We start from the raw sequence: 26155 nt of genomic DNA on the forward strand, positions 1-26155 counted from the left end.
AGAGGCACTCGTAAAGGCTTTTTTCAAGATATCCTCTCTTTGTCCAAGTATCTACTATTCCGAAGTTGGCACCATCTCCTCGACTTTATGCTCGGCGATGCGGAACCAGAACCTTTCATCCCTGCAAATACTTCTTAATTTTTGAATTTGGAATTGCTGGTTCCCTAGCGCCACCTACCCCTAACCCCTTCCTACAGGAAAGGGAACAATATAGTCTCTCCTTTCAGGAGAGATTTAGAGAGGTTCGGCGCGGGGTCGCACCGCTGCCCTCTGCCCTCTGCCCTCTGCCCTCTGCCCTCTGCCTTCATTTTAAGCATCAATTACAACCGAACTCACAGGTTGAGAACAGCAAGTTAAGATATAACCTGGCTCTAAAGCCGCCACTGCATCATAATCTTCCTCGTAGGTAACCTCTCCTTTAAGGAGTTTTGCTGTGCAGGTACCGCAAGTCCCCGCGCGACAACTACTTTCAATTTCTACTCCTGCCTTATCCGCTGCATCAAGAATATACTCTTTTTCCGAACAAACAGATTCTTTCCAAGCATTCGCAAAAAAGACTTTATTATTTTTCGTTTCGGTTTTTGGTTCTGATGGAGGAGTTTCTGCGATCGCCGGTGCGGCTTCTTCAATCACTACTCCTTCCTTGAGTTTCGCGCCAAATTGCTCGATTAATAAATTGCGCAATGTTGGTTTTAGATCGTCACAGGCTACACCCTTATCCACAAGAGATCCTAATTGGGCATCTTTGCCAACCTTGCCCCCAGTGAAGATTTTGGCTCCTTCTACAGCCTTACCATCTTTGCGAACTTTAGTTCCCATCAAACCAATATCTCCTGCTTGAGCTTGTCCACAGGAATTGGGGCATCCTGTCCAATGTAGACGTACTCTGTCGGGAATATCTAGTTCTTGATCCAACTCTTGTGCTAGCTTGAGGGCCCTTTGCTTCGTTTCGATAATGGCAAAGTTACAATATTTTGCTCCAGTACAGGAAATTACAGAACGAGTTAGAGTACTAGGATTAATTGAGAATTGCTCCAGTAAAGGTTCAGTTAAAAATGTTTCGAGATTCTCATTGGCAATATGGGGAATAATGGCATTTTGTTCGACTGTCAAGCGAATTTCCCCATTGCCATAAACTTCTGCCAATCTTGCTAATTCAAACATCTGTTCGGCAACCAAACGACCCATGGGAACATGTAAACCTACATAGCTATAGCCTTCTTGCTTTTGAGGGTGAACTCCCAAATGGTCTTTCTTATCTTGGGTAATCTCATCTTCTGGCGCAGCATCGGCCAATTTTTTACCCAGTTCTTGTTCAATTTCAGCACGGAATTTCTCCGTTCCCCATTTTTCCACTAGCCACATCAGTCTGGCTTTGGGGCGACTTGCTCTTAATCCTTCAATGCCACCATTTTTTGTATAAACAGAAAGAATTGCTCGGGACAGCTCGACAACTTCTTCGTCTTTCGCCGGAACCCAAACACCCATGGGAATCGCCTCAGCAGCCCGTTGTGCTGATAAGTAACCACCTACTAAGACATTAAATCCTAAAACCCCATCTTTATATGCGGGGATAAAAGCGACATCATTAATTTCGGCATGAATCGAATTGTCTCTGGCTCCTTCCACCGCAATATTGAATTTACGAGGCAAATTACTAAATGCATAATTACCTTCACCTTTGTTGGTAATCATATCTTGCAATTTTTGCATCATCTCGCGAGTGTCAATCAACTCGTCAGGATCGATTCCTGCGACGGGAGAGCCTGTTAAGTTGCGAACATTATCCATTCCGGATTGGATACTTGTTAAATTGACTGATTGAAGCTTGCGGAAAATTTCCGGGAGATCTTCAATGCGAATGCCTCTAAGTTGGATATTTTGGCGAGTGGTAATGTCTCCTGTGCCTTCATCTCCGTAGCGTTGAATGGCATCAGCTAAAACCCGCATTTGATTACTATCAAGAACTCCGTTGGGCACTCGCAGGCGCAGCATGAATTTTCCTGGAGTTTTGGGTCGATAAAAGATTCCTAACCATTTGAGGCGCATTTCAAGATCTTGTTTATCAACTGCTTCCCAACCGATTTTGGCAAAATGTTCTAGTTCATTTTTTACATCTAGTCCATCTTTGGCAGCTTTTGCTTTTTCTAGTTTGTTGAGTTTGATATTCGCGTCCGCCACAATAGTCATAAATCTAACCTTAAATATAGATGATGATTAAAAAAATCAATGACCTCTATCTCAATAAAGAGGCCGAGAACCGTATAATCGTCAATTAATCACCTGATTATCAATTTTCAATTACTGGATCAAGTTTTCCAATAAGATTAGGTGAGAAGATTTAAGCATTTTGTGCTTTTCGCTACGGAATGTTGGTTATTTTGTCAGAGTCGCATTTAAGCTATGTCTTTAATGCATGGAAAAATAAGGCATATTTCAGGCATATTATATTTTCTGTTCCTCAAAACGCGATCGCAATGACTAAAATTATTCAAGAAACGGCATCAATGCTTACTAGAGATGGAATCAGGCTAGATGCTGATATTTATCGTCCTGAAACCTCAGAAAAGTTACCTATACTCTTAATGAGGCAACCCTATGGAAAAGCGATCGCCTCTACAGTGGTTTATGCTCATCCCAGATGGTACGCCAGTCAGGGTTATATAGTAGTAATTCAAGATGTTCGCGGCAGGGGAACTTCAAACGGGAACTTTGAACTATTCGCCAATGAAGTCAATGATGGCATCGATACGATTGATTGGGTGTCCCAACTACCCGAAAGTACCGGCGAAGTTGGTATGTATGGCTTTTCCTATCAGGGAATGACTCAGTTGTATGCTGCAATTGGTAAGTCCTCCGCTTTAAAAGCGATCGCGCCTGCAATGGTTGGCTATGATTTATACTCGGATTGGGCTTACGAAAATGGCGCTTTTTGTCTCCAGGCAAATCTTGGTTGGGCAATTCAGTTAGCAGCAGAGACCGCTCGTTTGCAAGGTGATGATACCGCCTATCAAAAGTTATATCGAGCTTCCCGAAATTTACCTTTATCGGATAAGATTCCGGCCCAGCCTGATATTTTGCAAGAGTTGGCAGCCGATTCTTTTTATCATCAATGGTTGACCCATGAGCTTCCTGGAGAATATTGGCAAAACTTGTCGCCGAAATATTTAATCCAAGATGTGGATTTACCTATGTTGCATATTGGGGGCTGGTTCGATCCCTATTTACGGGGAACTTTGCATCTGTATCGTGACATGGCAGCCAGAAGTAAATATCCTCAACATCTGATTGTAGCCCCTTGGGCCCATCTGCCTTGGGGAAGCAAGTTGGGCATGGTTGATTATGGGATAGAAGCGCAAAACTATATAGATGAGATTCAGATCCGTTGGTTTGATCATTGGCTAAAAGGAAAAGATACGGGGCTTTTAGCAGAAGATCCTGTGTCTTTATTTGAAATGGGCAGTAATCAATGGCGTTATTTCGACAAATTCCCGGAAAATCAAGAGAAGATATATTACTTGGCTAGTGATGGTTTAGCGGGAATGATATGCGATCGCGGAATGTTATGGGAATTTGAGGCAGAAGAATCAGAGAATACCTTTGCTTCTCAAGATTTATTATTGACAGAAGCTACTGAAACTACAGAGTTTGTTAACACCACTGACATTTTAGTTCATGACCCCTGGCGACCTGTCCCAGCTTTAGGTGGGCATGCTAGTTTCCCTGGCGGTTCCTGCGATCGCTCTATGCTCGATTGCCGTTCCGATATTCTCACTTACACTTCGGCAACCCTAGAGGAAGATTTACATATTGTAGGCGAGGTTACCGTAGAGCTCTATTGCGAAGCCGATCATCCTAGTTTTGATCTCTCCGTGGTGCTCTCGGAGGTATATCCCGATGGTAAGGTTTTGAACTTCACTCAAGGCTATCTAAGAATGAATGAGCAACGGGGAAGTAAAACTTCGATAACAATTCCTTTGCAAGCAACTTGTATGAAGGTTTCCCAAGGTCATGCTTTACGCTTAAGTATCAGTGCGGCTTGTTTTCCTGCTTATCTTGTTAACCCAGGTACGGGTCAATCACTCTTGGAGACTCGGTTAATAGATGCCCAAATTATTACTATTTCTCTTCATTCAGGGGAAAGTTATCCATCAAAAATCATATTAAATTATTATGACTTCAATTAAAATTTAGCCAACTAAATATATCCGCCGCTGAAAGTTGCCAGTCCCCTAATACAGATAAAACCAATAAAAGATCTGGGCCAGCTTTCACGACAGGCGTGACATTAGGTTCAAAAATTACGATCGATTCATCTTGCGGATCAATTAACCATCCTAGTTTTGTTCCTTGAGCTAAACAGAAAGTAATTTTCCTGATTACCCGATTAGCTGATTGCTCAGGAGATAAAATTTCAATTATCCAGTCTGGAGGAATTTCAAACTTATTAGTAATTCTGCCATTGGGTTGGAGAGGAATATTTTGCCATTCAAAAACAGTAATATCTGGCACAATGGAAACTCCTGCAAATGTGCAACGTAATTCGGGAAAAGCACAAGCTAGCTTTGGGAGTTTTCCCACTTGATTAATTGCGGTAACCAAGTTTGCTTGCAGAACGCTATGTTCTCCTTGTGGCATTGGTTTTTGTAATATTTTTCCTGTAATATATTCCTGTTCTGGTTTAGTTTCTGCAAGCTGTAGAAATTCGGCTAAAGTCTTTTTTTCAATAGTCTGATTTAGTGAATTTATCATAATTAATCCAGTGTTGCGGCGCGGAAGTCAAAAGTCAAAAGTCAAAAGTCAAAAGTTTTTAAGAGTAAGGGTTTCAAGCTTTTCCAATGGTTATTGTATTTAAGTACATGACCACATAGTAGATGTGGGTATAAATAAGCTATCTATCAATAAGAAGCTAAAAGCCTTGCTATGATTAGTTCCCAATCTTTACTAGGGTCTCTGCCATCTGCCCTCTGCCCTCTGCCCTCTGCCCTCTGCCTTCACCCCATAGGGGGCTTATTCCTCATCCCACTCAGGAGTAAGAAGACGATAATCCATAGTCGCAGTTGCCGTATGGCAAAGTTTACAACTCTGGTAACTAACAGGTCTTGGTAAATCTACTAGAGGGTGCAGGGCCTTAAAATAACGGGAATTGGTAACAAACTCTGGAGTCACTTCTCCTTCCAAAGTAGGACGAGAATAAGATCGTAAATAACTCCAAATCAACCTAACCGTAATATTAACCATATTGGGCAAACTCTCCCCATAATGATCCTGTGGTTGTTCGAGAATGTTTTGCCAAGTGTTGGTGGGCAAGACTTCTGCCGGCAGAGGAATATGGCAGGTTCCGCAATTCTCGATATAAAATTCTTTCCCCAACTCAGAATTGCTGTCTGCCTGCGCTATCAGGAAATGAGACTGATTACTGATCTCTGAAGCCTTGCTAGCATTAATTGGGATTACCAAAATAAAGGCCAACAATAAAATAATTAGGGATATTGTTTTTCCTAGATTCATTTATCTTAGAGAAAAGAAAGTTTAAACATTAGCTTCTACCAGAAATTTTTCCATTGCCGATAACTTCAGACCAGTCTGGATATATTCCGGCTCAACTGGATTGTAAGGACTCGCTACGCGATCGATAGAAATTATTGTGGCATCTTCCTCAATTACAGGAATATCTGGATCATAGATAGTTGGTCTAGTTAAAGAACTTGAGAAGCCATTATAGATTAAGACTGTATCCTCTTCCCCCGTTGGGGTTTCGACCTGGACAATCAAGACCTCTTCTTTGCGTTTAATCGTATATTGTTCTAAACGGAAACTAATTGGGCTTCTCACTACCAACATCCTACTAGAATATTTGTCATTATTGTTCTAAAGCAGAACGTCCTTGCTTGCCTAGTCTGACTAATAAAAAATAGACCAGATATAGAATATAAACACATAAACCACAAGCTCCGAGAAAACCCAAAAATCCTTCGTTTCCAGACTTGGGGTGCAAAATTTCTCGGTACATTAATGGTGCTTCCAGCCAAACCTGACATTTTGCGGTTTGAGCAGTAGTCGCAGAAAAACCACAAGGAATAAATAAACTGTTAGCAGCTACGCCCAAGAGGGAATATATCGTCACCGCCCAACGCCAAGAAGTAAAAACTAATTTCAAAGTACTTTTGGGTAAATCCCTGATTTCTTCATTTAAATCCACCCAAAACCATAATGTTAGAGGAATTAAAATACGCCCAGCAATTCCAGTTAAAAAGCTGATTTTCCAACCTGGAATCATCAGATAAACAGTAATCATTAACAAGCTAGCTACTCGCCAGTAAATGATTAACAATTTTTGCATGGCTTCTTTTTTTTTGATTACCGACCATAGCAGCAAGACCAAAGGCGCAATCACTGTAAAAAGAATTGCCAAACGATAGTCCATCCATACCAAAGGACGTAAAAAAGTTACATCATTCATTATGATATTTTTCAAGCACTCCTATTATTTTCACATCCCACTAGGCTATTCTAATGTGGTTTTCGAGATCTTTGGCATTACTCAAAATTACCAAAATGTTATTGGGCTTCGCCCTTGAAGGCAGAAGGCAGAAAGCAGCGGTGCGACCCCGCGCCTTTGCAAGGCGCTAGGGAACGCGCACCAAGAGAGAAGGCAGAAGGTTTAAATCTACTTCTTTTTTATTGATTGAATATAAGCTAAATTTTGGCAAAATTAGCAGGGTTTTGATCTCTACGGTGGTTAAAGGGAATTGGTTTTCCTTGAGCATCACCCACTAGCGTCGCAGTTGTTTCTAGGGCTTCTCTAAGTCTTTTTGCTGCATAAATAGACATATCCCGAGGCACGCTAATGCGATCGCGTAAATAACGCAAGGCCGCATCAGAACCTGATGGGGGCATACAAGTTTCGCCAGTCATCATATAAGTCAGGGCACAACGCAAGGCTTCATCAAATAAACTGTCTTTGGCAGGATTCACTTGAATAATATTATCGCGGTGTTTAACTACTCTTTGGAGAGCTTCGCCACGAGAAGTTTCTGGTTCTGGATAAGTCACATCTGGCAGCCCTAACCAAGGCCCATTATCTACCTTCGCTTTATTAATTAACATTTGAGGTTCACCATTCTCCCAACAACCTCCCATCTGGGGTGGTAAATCATGGACATGGGTATGAAAATCACTTTGAGTTCCACGATAGGTAGCTCTACTTTCCATAGCATCAAACCAGAGACTCAAATGGGGATTCAATTCCCGAAGAGAATAGCCTTTGTAATAGTAAAGACTGGCATTCATGCGTTCGACGTAGGGCGTAAAAATCACATCCGCAGTGCTAAACTCATCCAAAAAATAAGGGCCAGGAGTGTTATCTAGAGCCTCTTCGACTAAGGAGACAATTTCTTTAAACTGGTCTCTATTGTAGTTCTCTTCTTTGGGGGAACGGGTTCTATAGCAAAGCCAGTTACACCAGGCTCGAAATAGTAGTCGCTCCAGGCGGCGCAATGGTAAAACTGTGGGATCTTGCATTCCCCATTCCAAGACACCAAAAATCTGTTCCAAAGCGACCAGGATATCATCACTTTCCGTGATAATTTGACCATCAAGCTCAATTGCGGGCAACATTCCCGATCGCACTTTGCGTTTGTACCAGTCTTCTTTTTTCCCGTAACAGAACATGGTTACTTTTTTGATGCGATAGGGAATTTGTTTTTCCTCTAGCCATAACCAAATTTTTTGACAGTAGGGACACCAAGCATGATTGTCGCGATATAGTGTCACCCGAATATCGGATTCACTTTGACCAAAGAGACGTAGTTGAGCTTGTGCATTGGTGGGGCCATTAACGGTATCTATTTGAAAATTGGTCAGAGATGCTAATTCTTGCCAACTTAGAGGCGCAATAGTCATAAAAATTATGTGATGATGGGTTCTCTTCGTCTCATAAATTCCGTTGAAACTCTTCTAGTAAATCCATCAGATCTGCTTCGCATTTGCCTGGTAGAAGATCTGTCAAAGGAATGCTTTTCTTTCCTCCTCCAATTTTGACTGGTATTTCTCGCAAAATTGCGATGACCCCATCCTCACTAACAGCATTATCTTCCAATAAAGGATATAGTTTTGCTGCCAATTCAGTGTGTAAATGGGCTTCTGCGAGAAATAAATGCCATTTGGCGATATCTAGATAAATATTTTCGCCAATTTCGGCTGCTAAAGCTTCAATATCTTGAGTACTAGCCATTAGTTTCTACTGTGGAATAATCTGCGATCGCTAAAATATAAATTAGATGGCATACTAAAACGCCAAACCAAACTCCTGTGATCCAGAGTCTCCAAGACCAGTGAGCCTCTTTGATAATATCAACAAACCACATTCCAGAGTTGACCGCAGCAAACAAAGCTATATGAACAACAAAATTGATGCGATCTCTCAACCGGCGGAGTGCCGGGTCGTTCTTGGGGTCTGGTTTTCGGGGCCAACGAGGGGGCATAGAATTTTAATTACTAATTTTTTGAGGTAACAATAGTCAATTGACTTTTATTATATCGGTTGTGAGTATTTTTTCTTCCGACTTGCGGCTACTCTAATCTTTGAGGTCAAGCTCTGGGTAATGGCGAAATATTCCATTTTCGTTAAAAGGAATTCGGCGTGGTGATTGTAGATAGGCTTTGATTCTTGGTCTTTGAGCTACCGCATCACGTAGTTGCAACAATCGAGGAATGTCTGGGCTTACTTTTTGGAAACTCTTGGGAAAAGCATAGTTCAATCCGACAAGCATTTGAAACATCATTAAATCTACATAGGATGTTTCTTTGCCCACTAATGTATAACCCTCATTGTACGCCAATACTTTTTCAAAATAGCTGATCAATTTTGGGAGCCGTTCTTGATGAAAATGATAGGCTCGCTCAAGAGCAGCTTCTTTCTGTTCTTCATAGTAGAGATTGGTTGCCACGGGATGGTGAGTATCGTGAACCGCCACTAGAAGATCATTAATCGTCAACATGATTTGATTCGCATAGAGACGAGCTGCTTCTTCATTAGGTACGAGACCCAAGCGTTCTCCCAAAAAGCGACAGATATTAGGCGTTTGGTTGATGATCACATCACCCACTTTTAAAATTGGGGGCGCAAAAATAGGATGTCCTGCTTTTTCCCCATTACGAAAGGCCATTATATGGGAAATGCCACCTCCTTCAGCTTCAGGCTGTCTACATACGTCAATATAGGGAGTTGCCGTATCTTCTAAAATAAGGCGGACAAACTCCCCGCGACCTTGCAGAGATTGCCAGTAATAAAGTTCACAGATTTCAGCTTGATTTTGAGACATGGGGGAATTCTGGCGATCGCGCTTGATTAATATTTCTCTTAGTTAAATCTTAAATCTACTTAGAAAGAAGGCAGAATTTTCCCGATTCGGATGGAGAATTAAACCCAAAAGGAAATACCCTCTGCCCTCTGCCCTCTGCCCTCTCCCTTCAGGGCGCAGCCCGCTAAATTGCTATTGGTTTATTAATCCCAACCAATTTTTCGCTTAATTCCCATAATTTCTTGGCCTTATTGGTATCTAATGCTTCATTAGAGACTTCTTGGACAAAGGATTGACGACCTTCTTTTTGTCGATTTCCCCAACTAAAGTAAGCTCCAGATTCTTTATACTTATCATCTGCGACAACCTGAGCTACGCGATCGCCTGCCACTTCTTGAGTAACATAGCCCCCAGTAATATTCTTTTGAAATAGAGGAAATATAGTTCTAAATAGAGAGTAGTGGTTCCGAAATAGAGGCGTATCCGCAACACATCCAGGATAGAGAGAAGAGAAAATAATGCCAGTCGATTCGTGATAGCGTCGGTGCAATTCCCTCATCGTTAGCACATTGCAGAGCTTGCTATCTTTGTAGGCTTTTCCTGGTTTGAATTTTTTACCATTAATCATGGCTATAGGAGCTTTGAATCCTGCCTCAAAGCCTTCGAGATTGCCCAAGTCTGGTGGAGCAGGAATCGGAATTTTGCCACCTAGTTCTTTGGGGTTTGCGGTTACTGTCCCCAAGATAATCAACCGGCGATCGGGATAAGGAGATTTTTGTAAATCTTCGAGTAAAAGTTGGCAGAGCAGAAAATGACCCAAATGATTGGTCGCCACACTCAACTCATAACCATCCTCACTGCGCATCGGCTCTTTTAGCAAAGGTAAATAGACAGCCGCATTGCAAACTAAGGCATCTAAAATATTACCTGTAGCTCTAAAATCAGCAACGAATTGTCTCACACTGTCGAGAGAAGCGAGATCTAGCCTAATTGTGCTGTAGTTATCTGGAGAAATGCCCACTTCTTTCGCCGCATTTGCCATTTTTTCGGGATCTCGACAAGCAGCAATAACATACCAACCTCTTTCAACCATCGATTTAGCTGCATATAAACCGACTCCGGAGGAAGTGCCCGTGATAATAACAGTTTTTTTAATAGAAGCCATTGTGATCGCGTTTTGTTATTAATGTAATATTTTCTTTTTATTACAATCTCATACAAAGGCTAAAGCTTGTTAAAGAAGACTATCACTTGTTATATAAATCAAAAATAAATTTTGAAGCACTAGAAGCATTCGCCAAGTAAAATACAATCTTTTGTAACTGTTTTTGCAATAAAAAATCACCTGCCTAAATCACAGTACATTAGTCGTTGCAATTAATCTTTGACTATGATTTGCTGAATTTCTCAGGCCCAATATTTTGTAGATAAAAAGTATAGATAAAATATCAAGTAAAATTTTAATTTTAAAAGTTATATTTAATATATTGATCGGCCCAGTATTTTTGTCTTTTGTTTTTATTTATTTAAAAATTTGTAATAATTACTTTAGCTGTTGGGGGTTGGGAATAGAAAAGAAAATTAGCACCAATCAAAAAATAAGATTTTGCCGAGCCTTCCCATTACCCCGACTCACAGCTATGCAAAAGCTATAAATGCTAAGCTAACTAGCTGGGCTATAACAAACTTAAAATACCTCGTAGCTATCATCATTCCAACCATCTAATCCGGCATCCAATTTGGCTATCTCCTCGCCATTAACAGATAGTGAACCAGTATCTTGGTTGTAATCAACATTGGCATCAGAACCGGCGCCATGGATCTTGATCGTATCTTCTCCAACTTTAAAATCAGAGATAGTATCTACCCCATCATCAAAGAACTCAAACACAAAGACATCATCACCAGCACCACCAGATAGCTGATCACTACCGGAGCCACCGTACACAATGTCATGCCCTGCACCACCATCGATCATGTCATCCCCATTGCCTCCACTAATAAGATCATTGCCATCTCCGCCAAGGATAAAGTCCATCTCATCACCACCACTGATGACGTCATTACCTCCTTGACCATCAATGTAGTCAAAACCGTCACCACCATTGATTAGTTCGTTATCATTAGTTGCATAAATCAAGTCATTTCCAGAAGTTCCTTTTAATTCTTTCAAACCTTCGAAATCTTCTATTTTAAAACCATTTTGAGAATTTATATTAGACAGTAAGGGGTCGTTATAATCAACAATACTAGACATGAGATTCAATAAAAATGTAAAAGAGTTCGCTTATCACTAATTGGTTGTACTTAAAATAAGTGTTCCCGCCCAGATGAAACTAAGTAATTCTTCTATACAATACAATGAATAAAATTGATTCTGAGTATTTTTACCAAGTTTATATAAAAGTATGTCTTTTCTTTATCTTCTGCTCGTATTCTGCAGAATAATTGACTTCCCTACTTTCACTATTGCTTCATAGTTTCTTCATCAAAACTTGATGATAAAAGTAGTGTAATTAACAAAAAAATCTCCCTGAAACCCAGGGAGATAGAATCAGGAACTAAGTTTATTCCTGTTTTCTCTTAACCTTAAATATGTTTTACAAAGAACGATAAACCCGATAATTAACATTAGGGAAAATATTATCGATTTCCTCTACTTTATCCAACCAACCAGAGTCAACTTTGCCAATGAGAATATCATCGTAGAGTTTATTAAATCTGAGTAAATGAGAGCGAGTTCTCCGCACAGCATAGGGAACCATAGTGCCAGTCTTCATAATAAAGGCCCAGTCAGAAGATTGTGCCAATAACAATTCTCTCGCTGCTTGATTAAGAGCTTTCCATTCCAACTCATCTGCTGGTTCTCGACTAGCCAATTCAATCATTCTTTCTGCTGCTTTATGGAGATGGGGATAAATCCAAGCATTCGTTTCATTTAACCAATACTCATGAAACCCTTTATAACCCCAACTAGACTGAGAAGGACGACAAACTTGTTGAGTGGGATTAGCCTGAAGATAATCGGAAAGATGAGTCATGTCATAGGTATTTTGGTCGTACCAACTTTTGCGGAACAGAAAATCGATAAACCAAGGTCCTTCATACCACCAATGACCAAATAATTCCGCATCATAAGGAGACACTACAATGGGCGGACGATGCATAATACCTGCTAGATTCTGTACCTGCTGTCCTCGGTTATACATGAAATTCCCAGCATGCTCTGCTGCTTTTTCCCTTGCCCAATAGGGATCATAAAGCGCTTTTTCGCTCAATCCCCCATCACGACTAGTAATTCGATGATATTTAACCCCGGTATTTTTTCTTTGACCGTTGGGCATGATATAGGGTTTGATATATTCGTATTCCGCTTCCCAACCTAAGTCTTTATAGAATTCCCGATATTCTACTGCTCCGGGATATCCTACCTGAGAAGACCAAACCTGCTGAGAAGACTCATGATCTCGACCAAAAGCGGCAACTCCTGTTTCCGTAAAAATTGGTGCATAGGAGCCAAAACGAGGACGAGGACGGGCATATAAAATACCATGTCCATCTGTGAGAAAATATCTTAAACCCGCATCAGCGAGCATTCTTTCTACACCTTCATAATAAGCACATTCTGGCAACCAAATACCCTTGGGAGGACGACCAAAGTTTTCCTCATAATGTTCGCAGGCCACCTGGATCTGTGCCCATACCGCTTGAGGGTACATTTTCATTAGCGGCAAATAGCCGTGAGTTGCACCACAAGTTATGATGTCGAGGTTTCCACTATCAAGAAACTGTTTGAACGCCTTGACTAAATCACCTTCATAGCTTTCCCAAGTCTGGCGAATTTGACTGAAGGAATTAGCATAATATTCGGCAAGATAGCGAATATGACCATTATGTTGATTATGATCAATTTCTTTTTCGATCAGTTCTTGAAGGAGAGTCAAATGCTCGTCATAGCGTTCCTGTAATAAAGGATCTCTTAACATAGACACCAAAGGCGGTGTCATGCTCATAGTCATTTTGAAGTCAATTCCGTCTCGCTTAAGATTCTCGAAAACTTGTAGCAGAGGAACATATGTTTCTGTAATAGCTTCAAATAACCACTCTTCTTCTAGAACATAGTCACTTTCTGGATGTCGGACAAAGGGTAAATGAGCATGAAGGACGAGGGCAAGATAACCAAGAGACATAATTGTATTTTCCGCAACTTTTCTATAGATGAATTAGAGGCTGAAGCAATCTGGGCAAATTTTATGATATCTTAATATTAGACTTAAAAAAAGTTTAGCAAAAAACATAAAGCTTCAAATGTCCAACAAATAAAAAAATCGTTCGTTCCCAGAAGAATAAAGTCTTCGCAAGTTCGTTCGTTAATGTATCACCTTATACCTAATTTATGGAAGCTAAGGTTGTACTGGATGTAGACATTACGGGGAAATTTATGTAAATATTGTTGCAAGTCAATACCTAGGTATTGTTTCAGCTCAAAGATTTTCATAATTTATGGCTAGTGTTGCAATTGTACGAGTGGCAAAAAGACTTAGATAATCAAACCTCTGATGAAGGTCATCTGCAATTGCTTTTGTTTGTAGATAAGCGGCCTGGTTATCGGAAGAAAATTCAACGGGTTCAAGCTTACTTAGACGATTTGAAGCTAGAGCAAGATTTTCAATTAGAAGTCATTGAAATTGATAAGCAACCACATTTAGTAGAATATTTTAAATTGGTAGCCACACCAGCTTTGGTTAAAATTTCTCCCCAACCGAGACAGGTTTTGGCAGGAAGTAATTTAATCGAACAATTAGAAATATGGTGGCCCCGCTGGAAGAATTCGCTGCAAAATAAATCTGTTGCTGATTCGCAAGAGTTAGAGCAATTAGATTCATCTCCAGCAGGAGCTACGCCAAAAATAGCTAGTTATTCAGATCGCTTACTTAAATTGTCCGACAAGGCTTTTCATTTACAGCAAGAAAAAGAGGAATTATTAGAACAATTAAGATTCAAAGAGCAAATCCTAGCAATGTTGGTTCACGACCTTCGTAGTCCCCTCACTGCTGCCTCTCTAGCAATGGAAACTCTAGAGTTGTCGGAAAATCATGAAAATAACGAACAGAAAAAACAACTTAGAAATAAGCTTTATTTACAGTCACGGCAACAAGTGAATATTATGAAGCGAATGATTAGTGATTTGCTAGAAGCTTCAACTAGTGCCAATGCAAAATTAAAGGTTTTTCCCTGTAAGCTCAATGTTTATTCTCTTTGCCAAGATGTGATTTCTCAGGTAAAGAAGCAACTCAATGCCAAGTCCCAAATATTCAATGAGGATATTCCCCAAGATATTCCTCAAATTCATGCTGATGAGGAGTTGGTAAGGCAACTACTAATTAATTTATTGGAAAATGCTGTTAAGTATACTCCCGAAGGAGGAGAAATCTCCCTCTCAGTTTTGCATCGTACGAGCCAGAAAGTTCAGTTTAGGGTCAGTGATACTGGGCCAGGAATCCCCGCAGAAAAGCAAGAACGAATTTTTGAAGACCATTTTCGATTAAAAAGAGATCAAGAACAGGAAGGCTATGGTTTAGGTTTAGCATTCTGCCGCAAAATAGTGCGTGCCCATTATGGTCAAATTTGGGTAAATAGTTCTCCTGGAGATGGTAGTTGTTTCAATTTCACCCTGCCCGTCTATAGGTAAAGGTGGAAGAAAAGGTGTTAGGTATTAGGTATTAAGCGAAGGCAGAGGTAACAATTCTACCCTCCGCCCTCTGCCTTCTGCCCTCTGCCTTCTGCCCTCAAGGGCGAAGCCCGTTCAGGGAAATCCAGAAGAGCGAAAAGCCAATAAATACTAGCTTTTCGCCTTTTATTGTTAATGAGCAACCGCAACTTCTTTGCTGCTAAAGAAAGCTTTGAGAATAGTGTCTGCCATTTGAGGACTAGTCAATCCCAGATCTGCTTTGGATTGATCGGGAGTGGCATGATCGACCAAAATATCGGGAACACCCAGACATTTCACTGGAACGATCGCGTTATGTTCTTGTAAAGCTTCCATCACAGCAGTGCCAAAACCACCTGTAACGCAGCCTTCTTCGAGGGTCACGACTTTGCCGATGCGTTTTGCTAAAGGCACGATCAACTCTGTATCCAAAGGCTTGACAAACCGAGCGTTAATTACCGTTGCTTCGACCCCATGTTCGCTGAGAATTTCCGCCACTTGCATTGCGGGATAGACTTGAGTACCGTAACCCAATAGCAGAACATCATCTCCAGAACGTAGGATTTCAGCTTTGCCAATTTCGATGGGTTCCCAACCTTCTTCCATGAGTGGTACACCGACACCATTGCCGCGAGGATAACGCATCGCGATCGGGCCGCTAGAATGATTGATGCCCGTAACGGTCATGCGTTGCAATTCTGCTTCGTCTTTAGGCGCCATGATAGTGATGTTGGGAATACATCTTAGATAGGCTATATCGTACATTCCCTGGTGAGTGGGGCCATCGGCTCCAACAATTCCTGCGCGATCTAAGCAGAAAAATACCGGCAGATTTTGAATACAAACATCATGAATGACTTGATCATAAGCTCGCTGTAAAAAAGTCGAATAAATCGCTGCTACAGGCCGCATACCCTCGCAAGCCAAACCCGCGGCTAGAGTTACTGCATGTTGTTCGGCAATACCGACATCAATATATTGTTTTGGCAATTTCTGCTGCAGTTTATCTAAGCCTGTACCCGTTGCCATGGCAGCTGTAATCCCAATAATTTTGGGATCGTTTTCTGCCAATTTGGTCAGAGTATGGGCGAAAACCTTGGCGTATTTGGGGGGTTTGGGTTTGCTGGCAGGAACTGCTTTTCCTGTATTGAGGTTAAAAGGATTTTGAGCATGATAACCTACTTGATCATTTTCTGCGATCGCGTAACCCTTGCCTTTAACTGTTGCAACATGAACCAATACAGGCCCAGTTACTTTATGGGCTTGTTGGAAAGTATCTATCAGCTCCTGTAGATTGTGACCATCGATCGGCCCAAAATATTTAAATCCTAATTCTTCAATTACTGCCCCTACTTTAGGTACTGCGAGTCTTTTCATGCCTTCTTTGACTCTGTCTACTTCAGGAGTAATCGATTCACCAAAGAAAGGTAGATTTTTAACTTGTTCCTCAATGTTATCGGAAAGGAACTGCATTGGTTCAGAAAGACGGACCTTATTTAGATAACGAGAAATTGCTCCTACATTGGGCGAAATCGACATTTCGTTATCGTTGAGGACAACCATGAGATTAGTATTCGGTAAATGTCCAGCATGGTTAATTGCTTCTAGGGCCATTCCTCCGGTGAGAGAACCATCACCAATAATTGCCACGCATTTATAATCTTCTCCTTTGGCATCTCTGGCCAATGCCATGCCCAAGGCCGCAGAAATACTGGTAGAAGCATGCCCTGCACCGAAATGGTCGAATTTATTTTCACTGCGCTTGAGATAGCCGGCAACTCCTTTTTTTTGTCTTAAAGTATGAAATTGATGATATCTACCAGTAAGTAATTTATGGGGATAGGCCTGATGTCCCACATCCCAGGTTACCTTGTCTCGATCCAAATCGAGGGTTTGATAAAGAGCTATGGTTAGTTCCACAACACCCAGTCCTGGTCCCAAATGACCGCCACTAGCTGCGACGGTCTGTAAATGTTTTTCTCTAATCTGACGGGCAATATCTTCTAGTTGCCGTAATGTTAAGCCGTGCAACTGATTAGGATGAGTTATTTCACTTAAATGCATACCGTCGCCTTCTATAAAATTAAATCTTCTACTTTAGTTGTAAAATAAATTATCCTACTTTTGCTGCCCCAAAAACTGTTACAAATTACATTGATTTCCAGCAAAAAATGTTAAAGTCCAATTTTCTCGGGCTTTACAGCAGTCTTAGAAGATTTATTTTAAAAATTTTATAGAGCGATCGCAACTAATATCAATACTTATTACTCATTACTTCCGCGCAGCGGCACTATATCATGCACTATCAAGTCGTGTAACTTACTTCTTCTTAGCACCAAACAAACCACTAAAGAGTCCTTTGGTTTCTGATTTCGCAGCATTAGCTTTGCCGTTTTTGCCTTTTTTCTCCTCAGTTTTAGTTTTAGTTAGTTTGTTTAGTTCTTTTCTGACTTCGATGACTATGGGATCTTTGGGGTTAGCTTTATGGGCTTTCCCAATATGAACTTTTGCCATCGTAATTTGATTCTGAAGCAAATAAATTTTGCCCATCAGTCCATGACAGGTACTGTTGTTAGGATCTATTTTGAGTCCATCTCGCAATTCGGCGATCGCCTGTGAGTAGCTCTCTTTCTCTATATATTCTTTGGCTCGACGAATAAAAGACGAAACTCTGACTTGCGGGGTATTTTCCTCGACTGGCTTATTTTCAGCCGCAGCTTTTGGCACTTCTGGTGGTTTTGGTGGTTGAACGGAAGATGCCTTATTTGATGTTCTCTGTTGAGTGGGAGATGGTTGCTCTTGTTTAGCAGGCGCTTTGACTGGGTTATCTTCTGCCCGATTAATCCCTCGTCCCTGTTTGATCATTAAGTAAACTAAATTCAGCTCACTGATGACTGCTATCTTGTCGGTAACTTTTTCGAGATCCTGATATTGATTGGTAACCAATTTCTTTAGGTGTTCATTATATACTATCTCTAATTTATGTGCCGATTCAAGTAAGTCTTTCGCCTGTTTACTCGCAACAGTCATGCGATCGCTTTTTTCGGCCAAACGTTTGCCAATTTGAGTCAGTACCAGCTGATGTTCTGCAAAACAGTTTTTGCGGGATAATTGTTCGTATGCTGGATTGACTAGTTTCGATAAAATGCTATTAGCAAGCTCCTTTCTAACTTGATCTCCTTTGCAAGTATCAGGATGTAGTTGTTGGGCTATTCGTAAATATTTCAGGCGAATATTCTTAGGATTGTCATCAAGGGAAACGCCTAAAATTGCATGATAATCAGTGATATTTAGTCTAAACAGTCCGTGTTTAATAGCAAACGCCATGGGAAATTAGTATAAATTTAGGAAAACAGCTAACATTCAATTAGCTCAATAATTAAAACTCGTACCGATATTGTTCCCGATAATTATTTCTGGCTAACATTGCTGTGATATTTTCTATTAGTGAACTGTTAAGCTATGTAGCGAATTTTACCTAGTGGCAAAACATATAAAGTAATATTAATATAGAGCAATAGAAGGGCAAGGATATGCTAGTTATTGTCACAAACAAGCAGGTATTATCAGTCAACCAAGTTTGTCCAGGATGTTTAATGGCAAATCATGGGGGAGAACCCCGTTGGCATCATGGAAAGTTGGGTTGTGGTCATGCGCTGAATAGTGGCCAATCTCAAGATGGTCAGGCCAAGATGTATCAGTGTCAAATGGGATTTCGGGTTACTGAAGTAGAGTGATTGGTAAGCACAGAAGTGGATTTAAAACTTCTGCCATCTCTCTTGGTGAGCGTTCCCTTGCGCCTGATGGCGGCGCGGGGTCTCACCGCTGCCATCTGCCATCTACCTTCAAGGGCGAAGCCCAATAAGTACTTAGGTATAAAAAATTAATATTCTGACAATGGTTAGCCGATAAAATTGTTTTCGGTGCTATGTTTTGGTGGACAAGAACATTACGTAGTCTTTTTTTTGCTAACTGTCGAAAATCATGAGTATTGTTAGGAGTTCTGCGGTGAAAAGAGGGAAAAGAAGTCAGAATCTATGGTTTGAGAGAATCATGGCATTAATCGCGACTCTTAACTTGCTCTTGGTTGTCTTTGATTTAACTTATGTTCCTTTTCGAGATTTTTGGTTCAATGGTCAGGTCAGAATTGGTCATATTAGATCTGCATATGTCGAAACAGAGGGCTTTTCCTTCGATTTAATTCCCGACAATATTTCCCGAATAGTTACAAAATATGATGATATTAAGGGTATTGTTCCCCATCGCGACACGCAAAGTTATATCCAAGAGATCGCCAATTTAGAACAACAACTGACCCAAAATAGTATTGACTCTCCTGCGATCGCAAATAGTTTAAAGGAATTGCGCGATCGCAGTATACAAATGATCGATGAAGATCCTTTTGTCAAAGCTGGCAAATCGGGAACCTTAGAAAGAATCAAAAATATGATGCGGGCCCATCTCCCCAACGAAGAAAATTCTTCAAAGCAAGCATTTCGGGAGTTTTGGACTGTCGAGCATTTACGCGATCGCACTGATGAAGAACTAGCATTTATCAACCGTAGAATTATCCCTCTTCTTAAGACCAATTACTTTCGCTATTGGGGAGAAAATAATAATTATCTCGATAATTTTGGCCTGATTGACTTTCCCTTTGGCTTACTTTTTGCTTTCGAATTTCTTTGTCGGACTTGGTATATTAGTCGCACCTATACAGGCATTAATTGGCGAGATGCTATGTTATGGCGTTGGTATGATGTTTTTCTATTTCTTCCTTTTTGGCGTTGGTTAAGAGTTATTCCTACTGTGATCCGTTTAAATGCGGCAAAATTGATTAATCTCATAAGCATCCAAAAACAAATCAGTCAAGGAATTGTGGCTGGAATTGCCGAGGATATTACCGAGGTTGTGATCATTCGAGTGATTGGTCAAATGCAAAGTTCAGTTCGTCAAGGAGAAATGACAAAGTTCCTAGAAGCTGGGGGCAACGATTCTTATATCGATCTCAATGATACGAATGAAATTGCCGAGCTCATCAAAATATTTACCAAAACTTTAGTAGACCAGGTCTTACCTAAGATTCAGCCAGAAGCAGAAGCTTTGTTGGAATATAGTATTGAAAAAGCAATTCAAGAATCTGGTGCCTATCAAGGGATTAGTCTAATTCCTGGAGGTAAGGGCGCGGTCTCGAATATTACTCAGCAAATAGTTACCCAAAGTTACCAGGGTTTTTCTACTGCATTACAAGCTGCTCTACAAGAGGACGAAAAACTTGAAAAATTAGTTGAAAGTTTGGTTGATAGTATTCGTCAATCGTTTTTCACCGAACTTCAAGGAAAGCAACGCTTGAATAGTATTGAAAGTTTGCTAGTGGATTTATTAGAGGAAGTGAAGGTTAATTATGTTGAGCGTTTATCAGAAGAAGATGTGGAACAGATCTTAGAACAAACTAGGCATCTGCGGAAAATTTCTCATTCATAAACCGCGTCTAGTTTGAAACCTGTAGTTTTTGTAATTATTTCGGGAAGCGGTGCGACCCCGCGCCTTTGCAAGGCGCTAGGGAACGCGCACCAAGATAGGGAATAGGGAATGGGGAATAGGATTTGAGATATCTGTAACTTTATTTCAAAACTCCAGTTCTGAATGTGGACGCGGTTTAAGTCACAATATTTACGCCAAATTTAGAGATTAGGATCGGGCTTTGAGATACTCCTTAGACAACGAGATTGTTCCTGTCTGTATTTTTTACTACTTTTAACATCAAATCTCGTCAAAAAAACATAACATTATATTGTGGTTGTTCTTTAATGAATTCAGCAGGATAAGTCATGAGCACTCAAAAAGAATCACGGAAATTGATGGCCAGGGGACGACAACATGAGGAACATTTAAAGGAAAATATATTGAGTCGTGCCATTGAAGAGGTTGAAACTCACACTATAGAGGATACAACTGAGCAGGCTAGGGAATTATTGACTCGCGATCGCCAACAAGACGAACATTTGAAAGAAAATATATTGAGTCGTGCCATTGAAGAGGTTGAAACTCACACTATAGAGGGTACAACTGAGCAGTCTAGGGAATTATTAACTCGCGATCGCCAACAAGACGAACATTTGGAAGAAAATATGTTGAAACGTACAACAGAAGAAATTGGCGTGAGGGAAGAGAAGTAACAGTCACCGCGCCGAAGTCAACCTCAACATTGTATAGAGGCTGTATGAGCGAGTAAAGCAGTGCCATAGGCGGCCTCGGTATATTGGGCAGGTATGACTGGCACTTGCAAGTGACGCTGCGATATTGAATTCCAGGCTGCATTTTTGGCTCCGCCACCAGCGCGATACACTCGGGTTAATTTACTTGCTCCCAATTCTTGCAATCTCTGATAGCCCAAAGCTTCGATGCGAGCCATGCTTTCTAGTAAACCATGGAGAAAAGCTGCCGGATCATCAGGGCGAGGTGTGAGCTGTGGTAGAAGATCAGGATCATTTACAGGAAAGCGATCGCCTTTGGCCAGTAGAGGATAATATTCTAGAGGGCTCTCTAGATTAGGATTGATTTGCTGTGATAGAGTGATTAGCTCTTCATCGGTGAAAAAATGTTTTAAGACTGCTCCTCCTGTATTAGAAGCTCCGCCCGTCAACCATAAATTGCCTAAGCGATGACTATAAACACCGTAGCTGCTATTTTCAACTTTGGTGGTGCTCAATAATTTTAAAACTAGAGTCGAGCCCAAGGAGGTTACTGCTTCTCCTGGCTGGTTAGCTCCACTCGCCAAAAATGCGGCAATGCTATCTGTTGTCCCAGCACAGACGAGGCAATCATGAGGTAGGTCAAAGCGATCGCCGATCTGCGGGAGGATTTCTGCGATCGCAGTACCAGGTGCCAAGATCTGGGGAAAAAGATCACTGCAACTAAGGGCTTGTAGCCAGTTAGGATAACAAAGATTCTCGACATCGTAACCGAGCTTTAAGGCGTTATGGTAATCACTAATTCCTAATTTGCCATGGAGCAAAAAACTCAACCAATCGGCTTGATGGAGTAAATAGGCTGCTTGAGAAAAGATCGGTTGCTGTTGCCACCATAGTAGTTTGGCTAGGCTCGAAGTTGCACTAATGACAGCGTGATTGGCGGGGGCAATATTTTTGATTTGGTCTAAAGTTACGACGCCTCGATTGTCGTTATAGAGAAGAGGCTGCTCCAGAGGAGCCCCAGTGCGATCGCATAATAAAACTGTAGAGGAAGTGCCATTAATTGCGATCGCTTTGATGTCGGTTCTAATCCTAATTGGGAGCTGCTCTAATAGAGAATATAATGCCTCTTGCCAAATAGCAGCTAAATTATCGGGCTTCGCCCTTGAAGGCAGAGGGCAGAAGGCAGAAGGCAGAAGGTTAAAATCCACTTCTGAACAAGAGAACTTATGCCCTGATGCGTTAGCTAATTCTATAGGGCTGCCTTCATTTTTCTGCCTTCGTTTATCGGAGGCTGAATTCTCAAAGGGATATTTTACTTGGGTCGCAATGGTTGTCGCTTGATCTATCGCGATCGCTCTAGCGCCGGAAGTACCAAAATCAATTCCTAAATAGTAATTCATAAGTCAGAGAATCTAAGGAAAAAGACGTTGGTTTGTATTCTCTGTGCTTTATAGTAAAACTTGAGCCGTATATTTGAAAAATTATTAGATCAATACTATACATAAATCATGGGTAATACATTCGGTCATCTGTTTCGGATTACAACTTTTGGCGAGTCTCACGGTGGGGGAGTTGGCGTAACTATCGATGGCTGTCCGCCCCAACTCGAAATTAGCGAAGAAGAAATTCAGGTTGATTTAGATCGTCGCCGACCAGGACAAAGTAAAATCACCACACCTCGCAGAGAAACCGATACCTGTGAAATTATTTCAGGAGTGTTTGAAGGCAAAACCTTGGGCACACCGATCGCAATTTTAGTGAGAAATAAAGATGCGCGATCGCAGGATTACGATGAAATGTCTGTCAAATATCGTCCTTCCCATGCTGATGCTACCTATGATGCGAAATATGGATTTCGTAATTGGCAAGGCGGCGGCAGATCCTCGGCTCGCGAAACCATTGGGCGAGTTGCCGCAGGTGCGATCGCAAAAAAAATTCTCAAGCAAGTTGCCGGGGTAGAAATTATTGGTTATGTCAAACGGATCAAAGATCTCGAAGCTGTAGTTAATCCGAGCACTGTCACTTTGGAGCAGGTAGAGAGTAATATTGTCCGTTGCCCTGACAGCGATTGTGCTGAGAAAATGATTGATCTAATCGATGCGATTAGAAAAGAAAAAGATTCCCTCGGTGGTGTAGTCGAATGTGTCGCCCGCTCCGTTCCTAGAGGTTTAGGAGATCCCGTGTTTGATAAATTAGAAGCAGAACTCGCAAAAGGAGTGATGTCCTTACCTGCTAGTAAAGGTTTTGAAATTGGGTCAGGGTTTGCTGGCACCACCATGAAAGGCAGTGAACATAATGATGAGTTTTATATTGATGAGAACGGGGAAACTCGCACTCGTACCAATCGTTCGGGAGGTGTGCAAGGCGGCATTTCCAACGGAGAAAATATTATCATTCGCGTTGCCTTCAAACCCACTGCCACTGTAGGGAAAGAACAAAAGACTGTAACTAAAGATGGACAAGAAACGGTTTTAGCGGCTAAGGGTAGACATGATCCCTGTGTCTTATCGAGAGCGGTTCCCATGGTAGAAGCGATGGTTGCTTTGGTTTTATGCGATCGCCTGTTATGTCAAAATGCCCAGTGCAAAGTACTTTAAAAAGTATTCAGATCATGTCTTTAAGTAGAAGATATAACATTATCGGATTCGGATTAGCTATTTTTTTGCTGACTAGTTGTGTTGGAGAAGAGCGAGCTCCAAAAGCTCAAGCTTCTTCGCAAGAGAATCTGGAACAAATTCTCCTAGAGCAAAATCAGATTGAAAAGATTGCGGGCGGTTTTGAGTTTACCGAAGGGCCAGTTTGGCATCCCGATGGTTTTCTGCTTTTTAGTGATATTCCCGCCAACATTATCTATAAGTGGCAGCCAGCAGAGCAAAATGTTGAGATTTTCCGTCAGCCTTCTGGCAATGCCAATGGCAATACTCTGGATTTATTAGGTCGTTTAGTAACTGCCGAACATGGGAATCGGCGTCTATCATTAACTGAGCAAAATGGGCAAATTAGCACTCTGATTGATAGCTATCAAGGAAAACGTCTTAATAGTCCTAATGATTTAACAGTCAAATCAGATGGCAGTATCTATTTTACCGATCCGCCCTATGGAATCAAATCAGAACAAGAAGAATTGGGCTTTTATGGTGTTTATCGCCTGGCTCCAGATGGTCAACTAACCTTGCTGGCAGATGATTTTATTCGTCCCAATGGAATTGTTTTATCGACCGATGAAACGAAACTCTATGTCAATGATTCGGAAAAGGGTCATATTCGAGTTTTTGAGGTCAAACCTGAGGGGACATTAGGCGAGGGCCAAATCTTTGCCCAGCTAAAACCACCTAGCCGAGAAGGTGCTGCGGATGGGATGAAAATTGATGTCCAAGGAAATATTTACAGCACTGGGCCCGGAGGAGTTTGGATTTTCGCTCCCAATGGTGATTTGCTAGGAATTATTGAAACTCCAGAAGCTCCGGCGAATTTAACCTGGGGTGATAGTGATTATAAAACTCTTTATATAACTGCAAAAACCAGTGTTTATCGTATTCGGCTTCAGGTTCAAGGAATTAATTAGAAATTAATCATAGCGAAGTACATTGGGTTCACATTGTCTCATCATAGAAATTCGTTACAATACTTGAAAACCTCTTCACAGCCATGAACAGTAAAACGACTCGGCGCTCATTTATTCTCGGGAGTATCGCAGCGGCCACCGTTGTGAGCACGAAAACCTTAACCCAACAAGGTAATAGTTCTCAGTCAAAGTCAAAAATTGCGATTCCCCAATCTATGCCAGAAAGACCATTGGGGAACACCAAGATAAGTCTCCCGATTTTTGGTTTAGGCGGCGCTGGGCAAACACCTTTATCTAAAGCCGGACAAGAAAAAGAAGCGATCGCCCTAGTGGAAAGGGCATTGGCCTTGGGAGTTCGTTACTATGACACGGCTGCTGATTATGGCCCTAGCGAAGAATATATGGGCAAAATTCTACCCGAATATCGCAAAGAAATTTTTCTCAATAGTAAAACCGCCGCTCGCGATCGCGATGGTGCCTGGCGCAATTTAGAGCGATCGCTAAAACGCTTGAATACCGATTATCTTGATGCCTGGCAATTACATCATGTCTCTTTTGAATCAGAATTAGACGAAATCTTTGGCTCAAATGGTGCGATCAAAGCTTTGGAAGAAGCGAAGGAGCAGAACATAGTGAAGTTTCTCGGCATTACAGGACATCACGAACCAGATATTATTGCTGAGGGTTTGCGACGCTATCCCTTTGACACTACACTGATTTCGCTTAATGCAGCCGATGTTCATCATCCTCGCCCTTTTGGTCCGACTGTTTTACCAGTTGCCCAGGCCAACAATGTGGGGGTAATTGCGATGAAAGTTCCAGCTTATGGAAGATTGTTTAAACCTGGGATTTTAGATAATATGCAACAGGCGATGGGTTACACTCTTTCTCTGTCTGGTGTCCATTGCTGCATTATCGCGGCGGAAAATCCCGAACAGTTAGAATCGAATGTTAAGGTGGCGCAAGCTTTTCAGCCTTTAGATGAAACTGAAATGAAAGCGATCGAACAACTGACAATTAATGCAGGAAACGATGGTGCTTTTTTTCGTAAATGGACTTAAAGGCAGAGGGCAGCGGTGAGACCCCGCGCCGCCGTCAGGCGCAAGGGAACGCTCACCAAGAGAGATGGCAGAAGGGGAAAATACCTCGAAAAAGAAGTCCATAAACTAATCATAACAAGGCTTTAAGCTTATTTTATTGATTTTTTAGCTTATAGGCGAGAAGCCCCAGGTCCATAATCTTTGATTTGGCGTGGGACGGGGCGTTTAAACGCCTGGCAAAGCACAGGCGACAGCCCCTCATGAATCGCCAGTGTCAGCTTCCGTACGAAGCTTTTTATCGTAAGCCATACTTTGTGCTAAAATATAGGTATGTTGACTAT

The 26155-nt window shown here is 41.4% G+C and carries 23 protein-coding genes; 8 read left to right on the plus strand and 15 right to left on the minus strand.

Annotated features, from left to right (window positions below; all coding sequences use genetic code 11):
- Positions 1–309 precede the first annotated feature (309 nt).
- Entirely contained in the window at positions 310–2190 is a 1881-nt protein-coding gene (locus XEN7305_RS07455; RefSeq protein WP_006508771.1) for a ferredoxin--nitrite reductase, read from the minus strand.
- A gap of 287 nt (positions 2191–2477) precedes the next feature.
- On the opposite strand from XEN7305_RS07455, the gene XEN7305_RS07460 reads away from it, so the two are divergent.
- On the plus strand, positions 2478–4187 hold the full coding sequence (locus XEN7305_RS07460; RefSeq protein WP_040897055.1) for a CocE/NonD family hydrolase: 1710 nt from the start codon (positions 2478–2480) through the stop codon (positions 4185–4187).
- On the opposite strand, the gene XEN7305_RS07465 is transcribed toward XEN7305_RS07460, so the two are convergent.
- The 11 genes from XEN7305_RS07465 to XEN7305_RS07515 form a co-directional block, all read right to left on the minus strand.
- The gene (locus XEN7305_RS07465) at positions 4180–4752 is read right to left on the minus strand and encodes a Uma2 family endonuclease (RefSeq protein WP_006508773.1); all 573 of its coding nucleotides are present in this window, start codon (positions 4750–4752) and stop codon (positions 4180–4182) included. The two genes, XEN7305_RS07460 and XEN7305_RS07465, sit on opposite strands and share 8 nt — an antisense overlap.
- Before the next feature lie 258 nt (positions 4753–5010).
- Positions 5011–5511: a dihem cytochrome c gene (locus tag XEN7305_RS07470; RefSeq protein WP_006508774.1), complete on the minus strand. Its 501-nt coding sequence runs from the start codon at positions 5509–5511 to the stop codon at positions 5011–5013.
- Positions 5512–5532: 21 nt separating this feature from the next.
- Positions 5533–5844 (minus strand): hypothetical protein, encoded by a 312-nt coding sequence (locus tag XEN7305_RS07475; RefSeq protein ID WP_006508775.1) that lies wholly within the window; start codon positions 5842–5844, stop codon positions 5533–5535.
- Positions 5845–5863: 19 nt separating this feature from the next.
- Positions 5864–6463, minus strand: coding sequence for a DUF3177 family protein (locus XEN7305_RS07480; protein ID WP_006508776.1), 600 nt, complete (start codon positions 6461–6463; stop codon positions 5864–5866).
- Positions 6464–6699: 236 nt separating this feature from the next.
- Positions 6700–7905: a glutathione S-transferase family protein gene (locus tag XEN7305_RS07485; protein ID WP_006508777.1), complete on the minus strand. Its 1206-nt coding sequence runs from the start codon at positions 7903–7905 to the stop codon at positions 6700–6702.
- Between the two features lie 31 nt (positions 7906–7936).
- The gene (locus XEN7305_RS07490; RefSeq protein ID WP_006508778.1) at positions 7937–8236 is read right to left on the minus strand and encodes a DUF3181 family protein; all 300 of its coding nucleotides are present in this window, start codon (positions 8234–8236) and stop codon (positions 7937–7939) included.
- Positions 8229–8486 (minus strand): 2TM domain-containing protein, encoded by a 258-nt coding sequence (locus XEN7305_RS07495; RefSeq protein ID WP_006508779.1) that lies wholly within the window; start codon positions 8484–8486, stop codon positions 8229–8231. The genes XEN7305_RS07490 and XEN7305_RS07495 overlap by 8 nt, the downstream gene beginning before the upstream one ends.
- A gap of 93 nt (positions 8487–8579) precedes the next feature.
- Positions 8580–9326, minus strand: coding sequence for a glutathione S-transferase (locus XEN7305_RS07500; protein ID WP_006508780.1), 747 nt, complete (start codon positions 9324–9326; stop codon positions 8580–8582).
- Between the two features lie 163 nt (positions 9327–9489).
- Positions 9490–10470: a protochlorophyllide reductase gene (locus XEN7305_RS07505; RefSeq protein WP_006508781.1), complete on the minus strand. Its 981-nt coding sequence runs from the start codon at positions 10468–10470 to the stop codon at positions 9490–9492.
- 522 nt (positions 10471–10992) lie between these two features.
- Entirely contained in the window at positions 10993–11562 is a 570-nt protein-coding gene (locus tag XEN7305_RS07510) for a putative calcium-binding protein (RefSeq protein WP_006508782.1), read from the minus strand.
- A gap of 343 nt (positions 11563–11905) precedes the next feature.
- Complete coding sequence (locus XEN7305_RS07515) at positions 11906–13495, minus strand: glycoside hydrolase family 57 protein (RefSeq protein ID WP_006508783.1); 1590 nt, start codon at positions 13493–13495, stop codon at positions 11906–11908.
- Positions 13496–13815: 320 nt separating this feature from the next.
- On the opposite strand from XEN7305_RS07515, the gene XEN7305_RS07520 reads away from it, so the two are divergent.
- Complete coding sequence (locus XEN7305_RS07520) at positions 13816–14997, plus strand: histidine kinase (protein WP_173399696.1); 1182 nt, start codon at positions 13816–13818, stop codon at positions 14995–14997.
- 171 nt (positions 14998–15168) lie between these two features.
- On the opposite strand, the gene dxs is transcribed toward XEN7305_RS07520, so the two are convergent.
- Entirely contained in the window at positions 15169–17079 is a 1911-nt protein-coding gene (dxs, locus tag XEN7305_RS07525; RefSeq protein WP_006508785.1) for a 1-deoxy-D-xylulose-5-phosphate synthase, read from the minus strand.
- 255 nt (positions 17080–17334) lie between these two features.
- Entirely contained in the window at positions 17335–18342 is a 1008-nt protein-coding gene (locus tag XEN7305_RS07530) for a DnaJ domain-containing protein (protein WP_006508786.1), read from the minus strand.
- 206 nt (positions 18343–18548) lie between these two features.
- On the opposite strand from XEN7305_RS07530, the gene XEN7305_RS07535 reads away from it, so the two are divergent.
- The 3 genes from XEN7305_RS07535 (at position 18549) to XEN7305_RS28375 (ending at position 21191) form a co-directional block, all read left to right on the plus strand.
- Positions 18549–18752 (plus strand): hypothetical protein, encoded by a 204-nt coding sequence (locus XEN7305_RS07535; protein ID WP_006508787.1) that lies wholly within the window; start codon positions 18549–18551, stop codon positions 18750–18752.
- A gap of 247 nt (positions 18753–18999) precedes the next feature.
- Positions 19000–20496: a hypothetical protein gene (locus XEN7305_RS07540; protein WP_006508788.1), complete on the plus strand. Its 1497-nt coding sequence runs from the start codon at positions 19000–19002 to the stop codon at positions 20494–20496.
- A gap of 347 nt (positions 20497–20843) precedes the next feature.
- Positions 20844–21191 carry a hypothetical protein gene (locus XEN7305_RS28375; RefSeq protein ID WP_006508789.1) on the plus strand — a complete coding sequence of 116 codons (348 nt, stop codon included), beginning with the start codon at positions 20844–20846 and terminating at the stop codon, positions 21189–21191.
- Between the two features lie 23 nt (positions 21192–21214).
- On the opposite strand, the gene XEN7305_RS07550 is transcribed toward XEN7305_RS28375, so the two are convergent.
- A complete protein-coding gene (locus XEN7305_RS07550; protein WP_006508790.1) occupies positions 21215–22609 on the minus strand; it encodes an FGGY-family carbohydrate kinase in 1395 nt (464 codons plus the stop codon).
- A 108-nt stretch (positions 22610–22717) separates the two neighbouring features.
- On the opposite strand from XEN7305_RS07550, the gene aroC reads away from it, so the two are divergent.
- The 3 genes from aroC to XEN7305_RS07565 all read left to right on the plus strand — a co-directional run bounded on the left by aroC (position 22718) and on the right by XEN7305_RS07565 (position 25835).
- Entirely contained in the window at positions 22718–23806 is a 1089-nt protein-coding gene (gene aroC, locus XEN7305_RS07555) for a chorismate synthase (RefSeq protein WP_006508791.1), read from the plus strand.
- Between the two features lie 14 nt (positions 23807–23820).
- Positions 23821–24774 carry an SMP-30/gluconolactonase/LRE family protein gene (locus tag XEN7305_RS07560; RefSeq protein ID WP_144053214.1) on the plus strand — a complete coding sequence of 318 codons (954 nt, stop codon included), beginning with the start codon at positions 23821–23823 and terminating at the stop codon, positions 24772–24774.
- Positions 24775–24857: 83 nt separating this feature from the next.
- Positions 24858–25835 (plus strand): aldo/keto reductase, encoded by a 978-nt coding sequence (locus tag XEN7305_RS07565; protein WP_006508793.1) that lies wholly within the window; start codon positions 24858–24860, stop codon positions 25833–25835.
- Positions 25836–26155: the final 320 nt, after the last annotated feature.

The sequence above is a fragment of the Xenococcus sp. PCC 7305 genome, assembly GCF_000332055.1.
Classification (GTDB): domain Bacteria; phylum Cyanobacteriota; class Cyanobacteriia; order Cyanobacteriales; family Xenococcaceae; genus Xenococcus.